This window comes from Providencia sp. PROV129, from assembly GCF_028482245.1.
In the GTDB taxonomy this organism is placed as follows: Bacteria; Pseudomonadota; Gammaproteobacteria; order Enterobacterales; family Enterobacteriaceae; genus Providencia; species Providencia vermicola.
In genome coordinates this window covers 127,691-145,093 of record NZ_JAMPQD010000020.1, presented here as the reverse complement: position 1 = coordinate 145,093, position 17,403 = coordinate 127,691, and the positions used below count along the sequence as shown (strand labels likewise).

The following is a 17,403-nucleotide window of genomic DNA, read 5'->3' as shown; positions in this document are numbered from 1 at the left end:
TCTAAATAGTGATGGATTTAATAAAATATTTGTTTAATTACAAAGGGATGTTTATATCTAAAAATAGATATTCCTTAATTTTTATAAATTTACTTTCAAAATAAAGTTTAAGTTAAGTTTTGTCTATTTGGTGTTTTTGGTCTCTATTTATTGCTAATTAATGAGTATTTGGCTTATTCCTTTCTGTTACAAGTCATATTTTTTTAGCATTTCAAACCTTAACTTTTACGCCATATAGTCAATTTTATGTTTCATATAATTTGTTTGTATAACGATGGGTGAGCAAGATGGATTATTTACCGTTATTTGTCGATGTACGTACGCGCAAAGTGGTGTTAATTGGCGGCGGTGTAGTGGCCGCGCGCAAGGCCGAATTGCTCATCAAAGCACAGGCTAAGCTTGTGGTGATCTCCCCGTCGTTATGTCCTCAATTACAAACACAGCATCAGCAAGGCCACTTTGAGTGGTTGGCGCAAGAGTACCTTTCTTCGCTGTTGGATGATGCTTTTTTAGTGATTGCAGCAACGGATGACGCGCTCCTCAATGAAACCGTGTTTTACGATGCCAATGAGCGCAAAATTTTTGTCAACGTGGTTGATGACCAGCCGCTGTGTTCGTTTATCGTGCCTTCGATTATCGACCGCTCGCCTGTGATTGTGGCGATATCTTCTGGTGGAACTGCTCCTGTGTTGGCGCGTTTACTTAGAGAAAAATTGGAAACCATGCTGCCATTATCGTTAGGCAAGATGGCCGAAATCGCAGGGCGTTGGCGCGGTAAAGTCAAAGAGACGTTGAGTAATATGCGAGAAAGAAAGCGTTTCTGGGAAAAAAGTTTTAGTGGTCGCTTTGCCTCTTTGGTGGAAAAAGGCCAGTTAAGCGAAGCGGAACAACAGCTTGAACGGCAGCTTTATGAGCAAGATAACCGTGGAGAATTGGTTTTAGTCGGTGCAGGCCCTGGTGATGCAGGACTGCTTACATTAAAAGGGCTGAGAGTATTACAAAGCGCGGAAGTGGTTTTATACGACCATTTGGTGAGCGAGGAGATCCTCGAATTGGTACGCCGTGATGCTGACAAAATTTGTGTGGGTAAACGGGCGGGCAATCACAGTGTTTCTCAAGAAGAAACCAATGAAATGATCGTGAAATTTGCTCAGCAAGGTAAAAAAGTGGTGAGATTAAAAGGCGGCGATCCGTTTGTTTTCGGTCGTGGCGGTGAGGAATTACAAGTTGCCGCAAAAGCAGGGATACCTTTCCAAGTGGTGCCAGGTGTAACCGCTGCAATCGGCGCGACGGCTTATGCAGGAATTCCTCTCACTCACCGAGAACACTCGCAAAGCATTACGTTTATTACTGGACATTGCCGTGAAAATGGCGCGGATCTGGATTGGCAGGCATTGGCTCGCGGTCAGCAAACATTAGCGATTTATATGGGCACCGTAAAGGCGGCCAATATCAGTGAGCAATTGATTAAATTTGGTCGCGCGAGTGACACCCCTGTCGCCGTTGTGGGGAGTGGGACACGACGAGACCAAAAAGTGGTAACAGGTCAATTGCATGACCTCGAGGCACTTGCCCAACAAGCACCCGCACCTGCATTGATTGTGATTGGCGAGGTTACAGCATTACACAATGAGCTCGCATGGTTTGGTTCGCAAACAGAAGATATCCGCTGGCGTAGCGCTGTGCTGGAACTGGCTTAATGATGGAGATTGTCGTGAACGAGAAAAAATTGACCCACTTGCAGCAGTTAGAGGCTGAAAGTATTCATATTATTCGTGAAGTTGCCGCTGAGTTCGCAAACCCTGTGATGCTGTATTCCATCGGTAAAGACTCTTCTGTGATGTTGCATTTAGCGCGCAAAGCTTTCTATCCTGGGAAATTACCTTTTCCATTGTTACATGTGGATACAGGGTGGAAATTCCGCGAAATGTATGAGTTTCGTGATGCTACCGCACAAAAATACGGTTTTGAATTATTGATTCACCGTAACCCTGAAGGGGAAAAGTTGGGAATTAACCCCTTTGTACATGGCAGTGCAAAGCACACGGATATCATGAAAACGGAAGGCTTGAAACAAGCACTTGATAAATACGGTTTTGATGCGGCTTTTGGTGGCGCGCGGCGTGACGAAGAAAAATCCCGAGCAAAAGAGCGGATCTACTCATTTAGAGACCGATCTCATCGTTGGGATCCAAAAAACCAGCGCCCTGAACTTTGGCACAATTATAACGGTCAGATCAACAAGGGGGAAAGTATTCGCGTATTCCCACTTTCGAATTGGACAGAGTTGGATATTTGGCAGTATATCTACTTGGAGAATATCGATATTGTTCCGCTGTATTTTGCGAAAGAGCGCCCGGTGATCCAGCGAAATGGTACTTTGCTAATGGTGGATGATGACCGAATTGATTTAAAAGTCGGAGAGGTGATCAGTCAACAGCAAGTACGTTTTCGAACGTTAGGCTGCTGGCCGCTAACTGGCGCGGTTGAGTCTCAAGCCCAAACATTGCCTGAAATCATTGAAGAAATGTTGATTTCGACCACGAGTGAGCGACAAGGGCGGTTAATCGATAGTGACCAGTCTGCATCTATGGAGCTTAAAAAGCGCCAAGGTTACTTTTAATTCGCAAGATAAGGAGCAAATTATGGCACAAGCCGTTTATAACGAATCAATCGCGCTGCAAATTGAGCAGCAAGGTGGCGTGGAACCTTACTTACTTGCGCAACAGCAAAAAGGACTTTTGCGTTTTTTAACCTGTGGCAATGTGGATGATGGGAAAAGTACATTAATTGGTCGTTTATTGCACGATACTCGCCAAATTTACCAAGATCAGCTCACAACACTGCAAAGCGATAGTAAGCGAATGGGCACCCAAGGGGAAAAGCTTGATCTCGCCCTGTTGGTGGATGGCCTTGCTGCGGAACGTGAGCAAGGGATCACCATCGATGTGGCATATCGCTATTTTTCGACAGAAAAGCGCAAATTTATCATCGCAGATACCCCAGGACATGAGCAATATACCCGCAATATGGCGACAGGCGCATCAACTTGCTCACTTTCTATTTTGTTGATCGATGCTCGAAAAGGCGTGCAAGAGCAAACTCGCCGCCACAGTTTTATTAGTACATTGCTGGGGATCCGTCATTTAATTGTTGCGGTGAATAAGATGGATCTAGTGGAGTACAGTGAAGCTGTATTCGACAAAATTAAACAGGATTACCAACAGTTTGCTACTGAATTACCCGTCGAGCTGAATGTTTGGTTTGTACCGATTTCAGCCCTTGATGGTGACAATATTGTTAACCCGAGTGAGCAACTACCTTGGTATCAAGGGGAAACGTTATTGTCTATTTTAGAAAATGTGCAGGTTGAGCAAAAAGCCTCAGAGCAAGCGTTGCGTTTTCCTGTGCAATATGTGAATAGACCCAATTTAGATTTTCGTGGTTACAGCGGCACACTGTCGTCAGGCATTGTTCAAGTTGGACAAGCAATTAAAGTGCTGCCATCGGGGGCAACGGCCAAAATTAAGGAAATAGTGACATTTTCGGGCTTACAGGATTTCGCCGTACCTGGTGAAGCCATCACGTTGGTGTTGGATGATGAAATCGATATTAGCCGCGGCGATTTGATTGTCGCAGAAAACGAAAACTTGCAAACCACGCAACATGCGTCGATTGATGTGGTGTGGATGGCGGAACAACCCCTTGTTCAAGGCCAGCAATTAGATATTAAAATTGCAGGAAAACGCAGCCGAGGGAAAGTTGAAAATATTCAATATCAAGTGGATGTGAATAACCTCACACAAAAAGTGGCAACGGAATTACCGTTAAATGGCATTGGTTTAGTGGAGTTTTCATTTGATGAGCCATTATTATTGGAAAACTACCAACGCAATGCGGACACGGGGGGCATGATTTTTATCGACAGGCTGACGAATGTGACTGTGGGGGCTGGACTCGTGCGAGAAGCACAGGAGCCAATTTTTGAGTCAACGGGGGAATTTAGTGAATTTGAAATTGAGCTTAACCAGCTGATTCGCCGGCATTTTCCTCATTGGGGGGCTCGGGACGTACTGGGTGGAAAATAAACCAATGACTCAAGATAACAATATTGTATGGCATCAACATGTGGTCACGCGCCCCTTACGGGAAAGTAATAATGGTCATAAAGGGGCCGTCTTGTGGTTTACTGGGCTCTCTGGGTCGGGTAAATCGACACTCGCGGGCGCCATTGAACACCAGCTGGCCTCTATTGGCGTGAAAACCTATTTATTGGATGGCGATAATATTCGTCATGGGTTATGTCGTGACCTTGGTTTTAGTGAGGCTGACAGGCAAGAAAATATTCGGCGAGTGGGTGAAGTTGCTAAACTAATGGTGGATGCGGGGTTAGTTGTAGCAACGGCGTTTATTTCGCCTTTTCAATCGGATCGGCAAAGTGTTCGTGAATTATTCGAACCAAACCAATTTTTTGAGTTATACGTTGATACGCCAGTGTATGTGTGTGAACAACGTGACCCGAAAGGGTTATATCAACAAGCACGAGAAGGGAAAATTAAACAGTTTACAGGGATTGACTCCCCTTATGAAACACCCTTAAGCCCTGAATTACGGCTTGACGGGCAGCAACCTATCTCCGATTCTCTTTCTCATATTATTGCGCTATTACTGCGCAATAATATCATTCAAATGGATTATTAATGCCACTTAGCTATTATCTTAAATCACAGATCTTGATCTTTAGTGATAAAATAAGGTGATAGTTAAGGGGTACAAATCCGATTTATTCTGACTTTTTAATATAATTTTTTGTCACAGTAGCGCGATTCGCTGAGTTATGGGATGATTAGCACATCATTTCAGGGGGCAAGATGGGTAAATTAACGCTACTATTAATCGCGATATTAGCATGGTTGCAGTATTCCTTATGGTTAGGCAAGAATGGCATACATGATTATGTCCAAGTTAAAGACGATGTTGCCGCACAGGAAATTGTTAACTCGCGCTTGAAAATGCGTAATGAACAATTATTTGCTGAAATTAATGACCTCAATGATGGTCAAGATGCAATTGAAGAACGTGCGCGTAGCGAGCTTGGTATGATTAAACCAGGTGAGTCTTTCTATCGCATGGTAAAAGAAAGCAGCAACCAGAAATCTGCTCAATAATATGAAACCTAAAACAATGAGCCCATTTGCCTGATAATTTCTGATGTAAGAACCAAATAATGACAAATCCAAGTGTTGCCCCACAAATTGTTGCACTGATCCCTGCTGCAGGTATTGGCAGTCGTATGAATGCTGATTGCCCTAAGCAGTATTTACCCGTCGCGGGCAAAACGATTATCGAACATACTATTGATGCATTGTTAGCGAATAATACCGTCAATACGGTGGTGATCGCACTTAGCGCAGATGATGATTATTTCCAGCAGCTTGATATTGCGAAAGACCCTAGGGTGACGGTAGTCACGGGTGGAAAAGAGCGTGCCGATTCTGTTTTGGCAGGGCTTAATTACCTTACATCACAACCCGATTATCATGATTGTTGGGTACTGGTGCATGATGCGGCAAGGCCTTGCCTCCACCAACAAGATCTCAACAACATTATTCAATTAGCAACGGAACAAGGTTGCTGTGGTGGTATTCTTGCCGCCCCTGTGCGTGACACAATGAAACGTAGTGTAAAAACCTCAGTATTCATTGACCACACGGTTGAACGTGAGGCGCTATGGCACGCATTGACCCCTCAATTTTTTCCGTTGGAACTCTTACGGAACTGTCTAAGTAAAGCCTTGAAAGAGAACGCCGTGATCACCGATGAAGCCTCAGCACTTGAGTATTGTGGCTATCAACCTGTTCTCGTGGCAGGCCGAGCGGATAACTTAAAAGTGACGCAGCCTGAAGACCTCGCGCTGGCGGAGTTTTATCTTTCAAGAATGAATAACTAAGGAAAAACAATGAGAATCGGACACGGTTTTGACGTACACAAATTTGGTGGCGAAGGCCCTATCGTAATTGGCGGCGTGCGTATTCCCTACGAGCAAGGTTTGCTGGCTCATTCAGATGGTGATGTGGTGTTACATGCGTTAACGGACGCTATTTTAGGCGCTGCGGCATTGGGGGATATCGGAAAATTATTCCCCGATACTGACCCTGCATTTAAAGGGGCGGATAGCCGTGTTTTATTAAGGGAAGCCTTTTGCCACGTGCGTGCTAAAGGCTATCGTATTGGTAATATCGATATCACCATTATGGCGCAAGCCCCGAAAATGCTGCCTCATATTCCACAAATGCGTGTGAATATTGCTGAAGACTTAGAATGTCATATGGATGACGTGAATGCAAAAGCGACAACAACAGAGCAATTAGGTTTTGTGGGTCGTAAAGAAGGCATCGCGTGTGCCGCCGTTGTCCTTTTAGTGAAAGATAATAGTAATGAAAGCAATGAATGTTCAGTACCTGCATGGTAAACCTCTTTCTTCAGGGACATTAAAAAGTATTCCTGAAGATTTTATTGTTAAAGAAGATCTAGGCTTCGAGTTAGATGGCGAAGGCGAGCACGTGATGGTGCGCGTGGAAAAAACAGGCTGCAATACGCTGTTTGTGGCAGAGCAACTTGCCAAATTTGCTAAAATTTCAGCCCGTGTTGTTAGCTATGCAGGTTTAAAAGACAGACATGCGGTGACCGAACAGTGGTTTTGTTTGCAAATGCCAGGCAAAGACACACCTGATTTCTCAGCGTGGCAATTAGAGGGTTGCCGCGTGCTTGCTGTGACGCGACAAAAGCGTAAATTACGTATTGGTTCCCTGAAAGGAAATCAATTTGAAATCACGCTGCGTGATATTTCTAATGCCAATGATGTTGAGCAGCGTATGCAAAAAATCGCCACTTCGGGTGTGCCAAACTACTTTGGTGAGCAGCGTTTTGGGCGTGATGGACAAAATTTAACACAAGCTTTGCGCTGGGCTAACCAAGAAATTCAAGTTCGCGAACGCAATAAACGCAGTTTTTATTTGTCTGCGGCACGCAGTGCGATGTTTAATCATGTGGCGAGCGAGCGAATTGCCCAAGGAATCCAGCAGCAAGTGCTGTTAGGTGATGCCTTGCAATTAACGGGGCGTGGTAGTTGGTTTGTGGCAACACAAGAAGAACTTCCATCATTGCAAAGCCGTTTGCTATCATCAGAGTTGAGTGTCACCGCACCTTTACCTGGAGATGGTGAGTTAGGTACACAAGATGACGCACTGGCATTTGAAACGGCATGTTTAACAGAATATCAAGCCGTTATCCCACTGATGCAACGCGAACGCGTTTCTCCAGTTAGGCGTGCGATTATTGCTAAACCGCAAAATTTTTCATGGCAATGGTTAGATGATTCGACAGTAAAATTGGCGTTTTTCTTGAACTCAGGTTGTTTTGCTACTAGCGTGGTACGAGAAATTATTAATCAGAATGGGCAGGATAATGTCGATGCTAAAGATTTTATTGAGTAATGACGATGGTGTAAATGCTCCAGGAATTCAAACGCTTGCGGCAGCACTACGCCAATATTATCATGTTCAAGTAATTGCGCCTGATCGTAATCGCAGTGGTGCGTCTAATGCACTTACATTAGATAGACCGCTAAAAATTCAAACGTTAAGTAACGGCGATCTTTCTGTCCAAGAAGGAACGCCGACTGACTGTGTCTATATTGGCGTGAATAAAGTCGTTCGTCCGCGCCCTGATATTGTGGTATCGGGGATTAACTGTGGCCCTAATTTGGGTGATGACGTGATTTATTCAGGTACGGTGGCAGCAGCAACAGAAGGCCGTCATTTAGGGTTGCCGTCGATTGCCGTTTCGCTAGATGGTGAAATCCATTATGAAACGGCGGCAAAAGTGACTTGTGATATTCTCTCGATGTTACAAAAGAACCCATTACGAGCAGGAAATATCTTGAATATCAATGTACCTGATATCCCTTATGAAGAAATTAAGGGTATCAAAGTCACGCGTTGTGGTAGCCGCCACGCGGCATCGGAAGTGTATAATCTTGAAGACCCTAAAGGAAATATGCTGTACTGGTTAGGGCCTGTCGGGGAAATTCGCGATGCAGGGCCAGGGACAGACTTTGAAGCCGTTCAAAATGGTTATGTTTCCATTACGCCATTACAGGTCGACTTAACGGCGTATAAAGCGCACACATTGGTCGAAGAGTGGTTGGAAAAATCAGGAGTGACAGTAAAATGAAAACAGGGCTCATGAAAGAACTTTTGGCACAGTTACGCCAACAGGGAATTCACGATGAGCGCCTATTGGATGCTATTTCACAGGTTCCTCGTGAACGGTTTGTGGACGAAGCGCTCTCACATAAAGCCTACGATAATATCCCGTTACCAATTGGTCATGGGCAAACTATTTCACAGCCGTATATTGTGGCAAAAATGACGGCGTTATTGTCGTTAGCACCGAATGATAATGTGCTGGAAATCGGTACAGGTTCGGGGTACCAAACTGCGGTATTGGCGCATCTTGCACACCATGTGTTCTCGGTTGAGCGTGTTAAAAGCCTGCAATGGACAGCTAAACGTCGGCTTAAACAGCTGGATCTGCATAATGTGTCTACTCGCCATGGTGACGGCTGGGAAGGGTGGCAATCCAAAGGCCCATTTGATGCCATTATTGTTACAGCAGCACCAACAGAAATTCCGACTCTGTTGTTAGGGCAATTAAAAGATGGTGGTCGAATGGTATTACCTGTTGGGGATAAAGAGCAATCCCTGAAGTTAATTACTCGACGGGGAAATGATTATCATGCAAACGTCATTGAAAAAGTACGTTTTGTGCCTCTTATTGCGGGTGAACTGCTTTAATTTATTTGCAATGGTATTTCTGCATTATAAAACGGATTGATTTTTTATAATGATGTTAAATAAAATGCCATTGCAAAAGTTTTACTAACTCAAATAGAAGTAAAACCATTCCAAATATGATATTTTACCCATCTAAAATTGAATCAGTGGCTTAAACTATTAAGTCATAATCTCAAATTGTTATCTTTTTGATATATTTAACTTGTTCACTATTTTGTATTTCTGCTTTAATAAGTGAAATATTTTATGGTAACTCTATTACTGACATAAAACTGAATTGTCGCGTCAGATTTTTCTTCACGGGAGAAGAAGCATGAAAATTGTTAGCCCTATAAGCAGAATTCGATGGGCAGTCATCTTTTCATTTAGCGGAGCGCTATTGGCAGGGTGTTCTACGCCATATCATCCAGCAGCACCTATTTCGAGTGTGAATGATAGCCAATCGCGTCAGCCAGTGGCTCAAAGGACAACATCTACTGCGTCAAACAGCACAGGGATGAGTACGGCAATGCCATCATCACGTCCAAACTTATCGAGTAATACGAATAATCAGCCGATAAACCGTACGTCAACGCCTGTAAATACAAGCAGCGATGGTCGTATTGTTTATAACCGTGATTATGGCAGTATTCCAAAAGGCAGTTATAGTGGGAATAGTTATACTGTTCAGCGTGGCGATACGTTATTTTATATCGCGTATATAACGGGTAATGATTTCCGCGAGTTAGCATCGAAAAACAATATACCTGAACCATACAGCTTAAATGTCGGTCAGGTAATTAATATTGGTAATACAAATGTGAACTCGAGCACGCAATTGGCGTCAAATTCATCAAATAGTCATCAGCAACCAGTTGATCTCCGAACAACTAATGAGTATCCTGCAAACAGTGGTGGTCAAACTTCGGGTAAGATGTTGCCGAATAATAGAAAACCTGCAACGCAAGTTTCTACAACAACGAATACGACTACTGCATCAACTGCTTCTACAGCAGCAAGTGGCACAAATAATTCGTCAATAAAATGGCGTTGGCCAGCAGAAGGGAAAATGATTGAAGGTTTCTCTGATGCCCAAGGCGGGAACAAAGGGGTGGATATTGCCGGTTCCCGAGGTCAATCTGTGCTCGCTTCTGCGCCAGGAAAAGTCGTTTACGCAGGTAATGCTTTGCGTGGATATGGAAATCTAATAATTATAAAACATAACGATGACTACTTGAGTGCTTACGCACACAACGATACGTTGCTTGTGCGCGATCAACAGGATGTAACTGAAGGTCAGAAAATAGCTACTATGGGTAGTACTGGTACAAGTTCAGTTAGACTACACTTTGAAATTCGTTACAAGGGAAAATCAGTAAACCCGTTGCGTTATTTACCGCAACGATAAACTGGGCAGAATGCTTTGACATTCTGTCCGCATTATCTAGGGTAGGAGTCACTGATGAGCCAAAGTTCGCTGAAAGTTAACGAGTTATATAATGACCTTGACGAAAGCAATTTAGACGACGCTTTTGATGAGAGTCAGTTTAAAGAAGAAGATCTGGTTTCTGAACAGGATGAAGAAATGGATTTACTCCAGAACACGAGTCAACGTGTTCTGGATGCTACCCAAATCTATCTAAGTGAAATTGGATTTTCACCACTCCTCACAGCAGAAGAAGAAGTTTTCTATGCTAGACGTGCACTGCGTGGCGATGTAGCTTCACGCCAGCGCATGATAGAAAGTAACCTTCGCTTAGTTGTGAAAATATCTCGCCGTTATAATAACCGAGGCCTTGCTTTACTCGATCTGATTGAAGAGGGTAACCTTGGGTTGATTCGTGCTGTTGAAAAATTTGATCCAGAAAAAGGATTCCGTTTTTCGACGTATGCGACGTGGTGGATCCGTCAAACGATTGAACGCGCCATTATGAATCAAACCCGAACCATTCGCCTTCCTATTCATATCGTAAAAGAACTCAATATCTATCTTCGTACTGCACGTGAATTAGCCCAAAAATTGGACCATGAGCCAAGCCCTGAAGAGATCGCTGAACAGCTAGATAAACCTGTTGAAGACGTCAGCCGTATGTTGCGTTTAAATGAACGAATTACATCTGTTGACACTCCAATTGCAGGGGACTCAGAGAAATCTTTGCTTGAGGTATTGTCTGATGATAATGATTCAGGCCCAGAAAATACAATTCAAGACAACGACTTAAAAGATAATATTGTTAAGTGGTTATATGAATTGAACCCAAAACAAAGGGAGGTTTTAGCACGTCGTTTTGGGCTTTTAGGTTATGAAGCAGAAACTCTTGAAGAGGTTGGGCGCGAAATTGGGCTCACTCGTGAACGAGTTCGTCAGATTCAGGTGGAAGGTTTAAGACGGTTAAAAGATATTTTACATGGCGAAGAACTGACATTAGAGTCGCTATTCAATATGTAGAGTGTTAATGAGATAAAAGATAAATAAGAATCCCTATAAGTGAAAGTTTATAGGGATTTTTTTATGACTAGACATAGCGTTAATTAATGGGAACACCGCTATGAAATTTAAAATCATTATCAGGCGTTGAAATTAATTCAGCTTCAATGATTCCAAAATAATTAACACGCTCAGTAATATCTTGTTTACTAATTAACTGAGCTAACTGCAAATAGTCTTGGTAATGTCGAGCTTCTGAGCGTAATAATGAAATATAAAAATTAGCCAGTTGTTCATCTAAATAAGGCGCTAATTTTGCAAACCGTTCACAAGAACGTGCTTCAATATAAGCACCAATAATCAGCTTATCGACTAAGGTTTTTGGATCGTGCGGATCGATATGGCTAAATAATCCTTTGGCATAACGGCCTGCAGTGATGCCATCATAAGGAATATTACGCTCGTGCATGATTTCCAACACTTGGTAAAAATGATGTAACTCTTCCTTGATGAGCAGCACCATTTTATCGATTAAATTTTGGCTATAAGGTGATTGTTTACGCGCCAGTATCTGTTTGGAAATCTGGTTTTTATTTCTTAAAGTGTGAACATCACCAATTCTATCGTAAGCAAAAGCCTCATAGGGTTTAAACCATTCGAGTAACGTAGCCGCACTGTCTTTATCCACGGCATATTTACGGATTAAAAATAGAGCACTTTGCGCGGCTTTTAACTCGCACAATAAGTGGTCTTTAAGGATAATCGGTAAGTTTTCAGGCTGACTCGCTTTTTGCACCCATTCATCTGGGGTTTCACACTGTAAAAATTGCCGAATTGGTGCGAGTAACACCGCATACTCATCCATGTTAGTTATTCATATCCTTTAAACGATAAATCCAATCAAGGGCTTGGCGAGGTGTCAGCTTATCTGGGTCAATGCCATCCAGTGTGGTTAACACTGGAGAGGGTTCCGCCTCTTCCGTTGTTAAGAAACTCAGTTGTGCGCTATCGACATGACTCGCATTGGCATTATTCGAGATAATCTCTAGCTCTTTTAGTTTTTGCTTGGCGCGTTTAATCACCTCTTTAGGCACACCTGCTAACGACGCAACGGCAAGACCATAGCTTTTACTGGCTGCACCTTCTTGAACATTGTGCATAAAGGCGATGGTATCACCGTGCTCAATGGCATCAAGATGGATATTTACGGCGCCTTCCAGTTTTTCAGGTAAGGTTGTCAGTTCAAAATAATGGGTTGCGAACAATGTCATTGCTTTGATTTTATTGACTAAGTTTTCAGCACAAGCCCATGCAAGAGAAAGCCCGTCATACGTTGAGGTACCACGACCGATCTCATCCATCAAGACCAAGCTGTGTTCGGTTGCATTATGCAAAATATTGGCTGTTTCAGTCATTTCCACCATGAATGTTGAACGACCAGAAGCAAGATCATCCGAGGCACCTACACGAGTAAAAATACGATCAATTGGGCCAATAACCGCTTTGCTAGCGGGCACAAAGCTACCGATATAGGCAAGCAAGGTAATCAGCGCAGTTTGACGCATATAGGTACTTTTACCGCCCATGTTTGGCCCTGTAATGATCAACAAACGGCGCTGTGGAGATAATGAAAGCGGGTTGGAAATAAACGGCTCACTTAATACTTGTTCAACGACTGGATGGCGGCCTTCTGTAATCTGAATACCTGCTTTTTCAGTGAGTTGTGGGCAGGCATAACCTAATGTTTCTGCGCGTTCAGCAAGGTTGGTTAAGACATCGAGTTCTGATAATGCCTCTGCACTGGTTTGTAACGCAGCAAGGTGTGGAAGTAGCATATCAAACAGTTCGTCATATAGCTCTTTTTCGATGGCTAATGCTTTCCCTTTAGAGGTTAGAACCTTATCTTCATACTCTTTGAGCTCAGGAATAATGTAGCGTTCAGCATTTTTTAAGGTTTGGCGACGTACATAGTGAATTGGCGTGAGATGACTTTGGCCGCGGCTGACTTGGATATAATAACCATGAACCGCGTTATAACCAACTTTTAAGGTGTCGATACCTAATTTTTCGCGCTCGCGAATTTCTAATCGGTCGAGGTAATCTGTCGCGCCATCGGCCAAAGCACGCCATTCATCGAGTTCGCTATTGTAACCAGGGGCAATCACACCACCGTCACGTACTAATACAGGGGGAGCATCGATAATTGCGGTTTCCAATAAACTTTGCAGTTCATCAAATTGCCCAATTCGGCTTTGTAGTTCTTTTAAATACGGGCTACTGGATTGGCTAAGAATTTGATGTATATCGCTATATTGCTGGAATGCATAACGCATACGAGTTAAATCACGTGGTCGCGCAGAACGCAGTGCAAGGCGAGCAAGAACGCGTTCTAAGTCACCAATTTGGCGTAAAAACGGTTGTAATTCAAAACCGTGTTCCTGCAAAGCGCTAATTGCTTGCTGGCGGTTATTCAATACTTGGATATTACGCAGTGGGGTATGTAACCAGCGTTTTAGCATGCGGCTACCCATTGGTGTTACGCACATGTCTAAAATAGAGGCGAGTGTATTTTCAGTGCCACCCGCAAGGTTTTGGGTGATTTCTAGATTACGGCGTGTTGCCGCATCCAAAATGACATTATCATTTTGTTTTTCCATCACAATACTGCGGATATGTGGTAGCGAAGTGCGTTGGGTATCTTTGACATACTGCAGCAAACAACCTGCAGCACGTAGGGCTTTATGGGCATTCTCTACGCCAAAACCGATTAAATCTTTGGTGCCAAATTGCAATCCAAGCTGTTGTTTTGCCGTATCCAGTTCATATTCCCATAATGGACGGCGACGTAAGCCTTTATTATGTTCAATCAAGGACATACTGGCGAAATCTTCTGGGTACAAAAGCTCTGCAGGGCGCGTACGCTGTAACTCGGCTTGCAGGGTTTCTTCATCAGAAATTTCGCTGATAATAAAGCGGCCTGACGTGATGTCTAGTGTGGCAAAGCCGTAGCCTTGAGGATCTTGCCATACTGCGGCGAGTAGATTGTCTTGGCGTTCATTTAATAATGCTTCATCGGTGATGGTGCCTGGTGTGACAATGCGTACCACTTGGCGCTCAACGGGGCCTTTACTGGTCGCTGGGTCGCCAATTTGTTCGCAAATCGCGACAGATTCGCCCATTTGCACCAGTTTGGCGAGGTAACCTTCGGCAGCATGGTGTGGTACACCCGCCATCGGAATGGGTTGACCCGCAGATTGCCCGCGTTTTGTTAGGGAGATATCCAGTAATTGTGAGGCTTTTTTAGCATCATCAAAGAACAGTTCGTAAAAGTCCCCCATACGATAAAACAGCAGTATGTCTGAATGTTGTGCTTTTAGTTTTAAATACTGCTGCATCATTGGTGTGTGGGATTCGAAGCTTTGCTTATCAGTCATAGTGTTGTCTGTTCTAGCGTATTGAGTTAACGAAGTTCTGTGAGCGAGTTTAACGTTCACTAAAGGGTATAAAATACCACAGATCCCATCAAATGAGAGTAGGCAAACGTGTTACGGATGGATTTATCTATGGTATTACGCCAAAGTGATAGAGGGCAACTTGAGTTTGGTGATAAAGAGTCTGAAATGTGTCGTTGTCTATTTAGACATTTATGACTCGCGTGCTATTCTTGCTAGAGTTTACTGTTCTAAATTTACATACTGTTCTAAATTTACATACTGATCAAATTAGCGTCATTAATATTAAACCACGATGATAAAATGCACTATTGCCCGTTTGAAGTGAGGCTACAATGAAAAAGAATGAATTAATTCAAGCAACAAAACCGACACGTATTCAAATTATTCGTGCAGTGACAACGTCTACAGCGATTGAAATAGGGCAGGAGCCTCGTCGTCTTGAGGAAGAATTGAAAACGAAACGTGAAAAGTTTGGACATTTGAAATTAGCAATTTAATTTGTTTTTAAGGCTTCGTTAATCCAATATTTCATTGGTTCATAATTAAGGTTTATCCCTGCATGGATTGCAGCAATATATTGCTCAGGATGACAGAACCAACTTTCATAATTTAGTGTTTGTAAGCCATTTTGTACGGCCATCACATCAGCGAGTAAGCGCGATAAGCGCCCATTTCCTTCCCTAAACGGATGAATCAGAATCAATTCCACATGCACTGTTGCAATAGCTTCTATGGTTTGCTCACGGCTCATATTTGTACATGGCGTATATTTCTTTAGGTACTCTTTCTCGAATTGTTCGAGTAACTTTGCAACACGACCCGCAGGGGCAAACATAAAGCCACCCTTGCTAATATTCACCGTGCGTAACTGACCTGCCCACTCGTAAACATTCCCTAGCCATTGGCGGTGCCAACGCTGGATAAGTGATACGGTGATTTGTTCTGTTGGAAATTGTTCTTCGAAAATGACTTGATACAGTTTTTCTAACAGGACTATCTCTGCATCATTGATATCATCAATGCTTGAAAGTCTTAGCTTATTCGCCAATACCTCATAATCAGAATCTATGGTAAATTTCCCTTCATTATTAGATACCTCGTATTTGTTCATCTTATATTTTCCATTCTTCAGATTGTTAGGTTAAATGGAACTAGAATTAATAATAAAGCAAATGATTAGCTTTGATTGGCGTGCTACGCATGGATTTCTCTATGGTATTACGCCAAAGTGATAGAGGACAACTTGAGTTTGGTGATAAAGAGTCTGAAATGTGTGGGCATTACTTGTTTGTGTGCGAAAGTAAGTTTAACGACGTTGAGCAGGTGAAAAAACGCCCCTTAATTTAAGAGGCGTTTTTTGTTATTGCATCGATTTTTTCAGTTTTTCAACTTGTTCGGCAGTAACGGGGTTGCCTTGGCCACCCCATTCGGCGCGTGCCCATGAAAGCAAATCAGCGATTTCTTTTGGGTCTAAATCATCGGCAAAGCTTGGCATGGCGTACATGCGTTGCCCATTGGGGAATGTGGTCGTCGGGATACCTGTTAATACTACGCTGATAAAGGTTTCAGGGCTATCCATGGCTAAAATAGCATTGCCTTTTAAAGCCGGAATACCATTCGGTACGCCTTCACCTGTAATGCCGTGGCAACCCGCACAAGTGGACATATACATCAAGCGACCCGTTTCCATTGTTGCGCCAATATCCGCGGTAGGTTGGGGACTGGCTTCTGGTAATGGAGCAGGTGGTGCTTTAGCGCCTAACACCTTTCCTTGCTTGTCCGTCATTAAGTAAATCGCCATGTCATCCACATCGCTTTTCTTCATTTGGCTGGTGGAAAAATGCGTCACGGTGCTCATATCGGCAAAGGCTGAGCCTTGAGGGGCATTACCTGTCAGTAAAAACTGGCTCAAAGACGCAGTGTCATAGCCATGTTTAGATAACGCTTGTGCGGTGATATCTGGAATTGCAAGACCCGCTTCTTCCCCCCCTTGTAATGAGCGAGAAAATTCTACGCCCATCATCAGGTTACGTGGTGAATGGCAGGCTCCGCAGTGGGCGAGACCTTCCACAATATATGCACCTCGGTTCCATTGCTCAGAGCGTTGTGGATCGTGTGGGGCATTTTGTTTCGGAAAATTAAGTAGCGTCCAAAAGTTCATAAACGGGCGAACAGGTAAAACAAATACGCCTGTATTCTCTTTGTTGGCCACGGCCATTGGCGGCAAGGTCATCACATACGCATACAGTGCATCAATATCTTCTGAGGTTGTCATATGTGTGAAAACAAACGGCATTGCAGGGTAGAGGTTGCCCCTTTCTTTGCCAATGCCATCTTTAAGCGCGCGATGGAAATCGGCACGCGTATAGTTACCGATACCGAATTGTTTATCAGGGGTGATATTAGTGGAATAAATGGTACCAAACGGTGTTCCGATAGCCCGTCCACCAGCGGCTAGAGGCCCCTCAGGTAAAGAGTGGCAACCAAAACAATCCCCTGCAATAGCCAGTTCTTGCCCGCGAGGCATTAACCTTGCGACTTCTTCCGAGGTGAGTGGTTTGTCTAAGTCAGGGCCAATGCTGGAGGTACGAAATGCACCAAACAGGATTGAAAGCATCAGTGCAGCAAATAGTACAATGATGATATAGAGCGTTTTACGTATGGAACGAGAGTTAGTCATCGT

General features: G+C 43.5%; 18 protein-coding genes. 14 read left to right on the top strand and 4 right to left on the bottom strand.

What is annotated here, in order from left to right:
* Positions 1–287: 287 nt before the first annotated feature.
* The 12 genes from cysG (at position 288) to rpoS (ending at position 11,286) form a co-directional block, all read left to right on the top strand.
* Positions 288–1,700 carry a siroheme synthase CysG gene (gene cysG / locus PSF27_RS15155; RefSeq protein ID WP_206086866.1) on the top strand — a complete coding sequence of 471 codons (1,413 nt, stop codon included), beginning with the start codon at positions 288–290 and terminating at the stop codon, positions 1,698–1,700.
* Between the two features lie 14 nt (positions 1,701–1,714).
* Positions 1,715–2,623: a sulfate adenylyltransferase subunit CysD gene (gene cysD / locus PSF27_RS15150; RefSeq protein ID WP_272681796.1), complete on the top strand. Its 909-nt coding sequence runs from the start codon at positions 1,715–1,717 to the stop codon at positions 2,621–2,623.
* Between the two features lie 22 nt (positions 2,624–2,645).
* The gene (gene cysN, locus PSF27_RS15145) at positions 2,646–4,088 is read left to right on the top strand and encodes a sulfate adenylyltransferase subunit CysN (protein ID WP_206086864.1); all 1,443 of its coding nucleotides are present in this window, start codon (positions 2,646–2,648) and stop codon (positions 4,086–4,088) included.
* 4 nt (positions 4,089–4,092) lie between these two features.
* Positions 4,093–4,701 carry an adenylyl-sulfate kinase gene (gene cysC, locus PSF27_RS15140; RefSeq protein ID WP_206086879.1) on the top strand — a complete coding sequence of 203 codons (609 nt, stop codon included), beginning with the start codon at positions 4,093–4,095 and terminating at the stop codon, positions 4,699–4,701.
* Positions 4,702–4,871: 170 nt separating this feature from the next.
* Entirely contained in the window at positions 4,872–5,168 is a 297-nt protein-coding gene (gene ftsB / locus PSF27_RS15135; protein ID WP_047757167.1) for a cell division protein FtsB, read from the top strand.
* Between the two features lie 59 nt (positions 5,169–5,227).
* Positions 5,228–5,950, top strand: a complete 723-nt coding sequence (ispD, locus tag PSF27_RS15130; RefSeq protein ID WP_206086863.1) for a 2-C-methyl-D-erythritol 4-phosphate cytidylyltransferase — start codon at positions 5,228–5,230, stop codon at positions 5,948–5,950.
* Between the two features lie 9 nt (positions 5,951–5,959).
* Positions 5,960–6,472, top strand: coding sequence for a 2-C-methyl-D-erythritol 2,4-cyclodiphosphate synthase (gene ispF, locus PSF27_RS15125; protein WP_206086862.1), 513 nt, complete (start codon positions 5,960–5,962; stop codon positions 6,470–6,472).
* On the top strand, positions 6,438–7,496 hold the full coding sequence (gene truD / locus PSF27_RS15120; RefSeq protein WP_206086861.1) for a tRNA pseudouridine(13) synthase TruD: 1,059 nt from the start codon (positions 6,438–6,440) through the stop codon (positions 7,494–7,496). The genes ispF and truD overlap by 35 nt, the downstream gene beginning before the upstream one ends.
* Positions 7,474–8,235: a 5'/3'-nucleotidase SurE gene (gene surE / locus PSF27_RS15115; RefSeq protein ID WP_272539506.1), complete on the top strand. Its 762-nt coding sequence runs from the start codon at positions 7,474–7,476 to the stop codon at positions 8,233–8,235. The genes truD and surE overlap by 23 nt, the downstream gene beginning before the upstream one ends.
* Positions 8,232–8,858, top strand: coding sequence for a protein-L-isoaspartate(D-aspartate) O-methyltransferase (locus tag PSF27_RS15110; RefSeq protein ID WP_206086859.1), 627 nt, complete (start codon positions 8,232–8,234; stop codon positions 8,856–8,858). The genes surE and PSF27_RS15110 overlap by 4 nt, the downstream gene beginning before the upstream one ends.
* Positions 8,859–9,171: 313 nt before the next feature.
* On the top strand, positions 9,172–10,245 hold the full coding sequence (gene nlpD / locus PSF27_RS15105; RefSeq protein WP_206086858.1) for a murein hydrolase activator NlpD: 1,074 nt from the start codon (positions 9,172–9,174) through the stop codon (positions 10,243–10,245).
* Between the two features lie 54 nt (positions 10,246–10,299).
* Positions 10,300–11,286: an RNA polymerase sigma factor RpoS gene (gene rpoS / locus PSF27_RS15100; RefSeq protein ID WP_206086857.1), complete on the top strand. Its 987-nt coding sequence runs from the start codon at positions 10,300–10,302 to the stop codon at positions 11,284–11,286.
* 79 nt (positions 11,287–11,365) lie between these two features.
* Here the strand turns inward: rpoS and miaE are convergent, their stop codons facing one another.
* Together miaE and mutS are read right to left on the bottom strand one after the other, a co-directional pair.
* Positions 11,366–12,130: a tRNA isopentenyl-2-thiomethyl-A-37 hydroxylase MiaE gene (gene miaE / locus PSF27_RS15095; RefSeq protein WP_206086856.1), complete on the bottom strand. Its 765-nt coding sequence runs from the start codon at positions 12,128–12,130 to the stop codon at positions 11,366–11,368.
* A 1-nt stretch (position 12,131) separates the two neighbouring features.
* Positions 12,132–14,699 (bottom strand): DNA mismatch repair protein MutS, encoded by a 2,568-nt coding sequence (gene mutS, locus PSF27_RS15090; RefSeq protein ID WP_272681795.1) that lies wholly within the window; start codon positions 14,697–14,699, stop codon positions 12,132–12,134.
* A 353-nt stretch (positions 14,700–15,052) separates the two neighbouring features.
* Between mutS and PSF27_RS15085 the strand changes: the two genes are divergently transcribed.
* Positions 15,053–15,217 carry a hypothetical protein gene (locus tag PSF27_RS15085; RefSeq protein ID WP_206086854.1) on the top strand — a complete coding sequence of 55 codons (165 nt, stop codon included), beginning with the start codon at positions 15,053–15,055 and terminating at the stop codon, positions 15,215–15,217.
* On the opposite strand, the gene PSF27_RS15080 is transcribed toward PSF27_RS15085, so the two are convergent.
* Positions 15,214–15,831 carry a Fic/DOC family protein gene (locus PSF27_RS15080; RefSeq protein WP_272681794.1) on the bottom strand — a complete coding sequence of 206 codons (618 nt, stop codon included), beginning with the start codon at positions 15,829–15,831 and terminating at the stop codon, positions 15,214–15,216. The genes PSF27_RS15085 and PSF27_RS15080 overlap by 4 nt on opposite strands.
* 89 nt (positions 15,832–15,920) lie before the next feature.
* Here PSF27_RS15080 and PSF27_RS15075 point away from each other — a divergent pair, with 89 nt between their 5' ends.
* Positions 15,921–16,067 (top strand): hypothetical protein, encoded by a 147-nt coding sequence (locus tag PSF27_RS15075; RefSeq protein ID WP_272681793.1) that lies wholly within the window; start codon positions 15,921–15,923, stop codon positions 16,065–16,067.
* A gap of 13 nt (positions 16,068–16,080) precedes the next feature.
* Here the strand turns inward: PSF27_RS15075 and PSF27_RS15070 are convergent, their stop codons facing one another.
* A complete protein-coding gene (locus PSF27_RS15070; protein WP_272681792.1) occupies positions 16,081–17,400 on the bottom strand; it encodes a cytochrome c in 1,320 nt (439 codons plus the stop codon).
* Positions 17,401–17,403 lie beyond the last annotated feature (3 nt).

What these genes read in the sequence shown, in the direction of transcription:
- rpoS (WP_206086857.1), top strand. Translation starts at nt 10,300, where the DNA reads ATGAGCCAAAGTTCGCTGAAAGTTAACGAGTTATATAATGACCTTGAC.
- ispD (WP_206086863.1), top strand. Translation starts at nt 5,228, where the DNA reads ATGACAAATCCAAGTGTTGCCCCACAAATTGTTGCACTGATCCCTGCT.
- PSF27_RS15080 (WP_272681794.1), bottom strand. Translation starts at nt 15,831, where the DNA reads ATGAACAAATACGAGGTATCTAATAATGAAGGGAAATTTACCATAGAT.
- PSF27_RS15085 (WP_206086854.1), top strand. Translation starts at nt 15,053, where the DNA reads ATGAAAAAGAATGAATTAATTCAAGCAACAAAACCGACACGTATTCAA.
- nlpD (WP_206086858.1), top strand. Translation starts at nt 9,172, where the DNA reads ATGAAAATTGTTAGCCCTATAAGCAGAATTCGATGGGCAGTCATCTTT.
- cysN (WP_206086864.1), top strand. Translation starts at nt 2,646, where the DNA reads ATGGCACAAGCCGTTTATAACGAATCAATCGCGCTGCAAATTGAGCAG.
- miaE (WP_206086856.1), bottom strand. Translation starts at nt 12,130, where the DNA reads ATGGATGAGTATGCGGTGTTACTCGCACCAATTCGGCAATTTTTACAG.
- PSF27_RS15070 (WP_272681792.1), bottom strand. Translation starts at nt 17,400, where the DNA reads ATGACTAACTCTCGTTCCATACGTAAAACGCTCTATATCATCATTGTA.
- ispF (WP_206086862.1), top strand. Translation starts at nt 5,960, where the DNA reads ATGAGAATCGGACACGGTTTTGACGTACACAAATTTGGTGGCGAAGGC.
- PSF27_RS15075 (WP_272681793.1), top strand. Translation starts at nt 15,921, where the DNA reads ATGGATTTCTCTATGGTATTACGCCAAAGTGATAGAGGACAACTTGAG.
- ftsB (WP_047757167.1), top strand. Translation starts at nt 4,872, where the DNA reads ATGGGTAAATTAACGCTACTATTAATCGCGATATTAGCATGGTTGCAG.
- cysG (WP_206086866.1), top strand. Translation starts at nt 288, where the DNA reads ATGGATTATTTACCGTTATTTGTCGATGTACGTACGCGCAAAGTGGTG.
- surE (WP_272539506.1), top strand. Translation starts at nt 7,474, where the DNA reads ATGCTAAAGATTTTATTGAGTAATGACGATGGTGTAAATGCTCCAGGA.
- cysC (WP_206086879.1), top strand. Translation starts at nt 4,093, where the DNA reads ATGACTCAAGATAACAATATTGTATGGCATCAACATGTGGTCACGCGC.
- mutS (WP_272681795.1), bottom strand. Translation starts at nt 14,699, where the DNA reads ATGACTGATAAGCAAAGCTTCGAATCCCACACACCAATGATGCAGCAG.
- PSF27_RS15110 (WP_206086859.1), top strand. Translation starts at nt 8,232, where the DNA reads ATGAAAACAGGGCTCATGAAAGAACTTTTGGCACAGTTACGCCAACAG.
- truD (WP_206086861.1), top strand. Translation starts at nt 6,438, where the DNA reads ATGAAAGCAATGAATGTTCAGTACCTGCATGGTAAACCTCTTTCTTCA.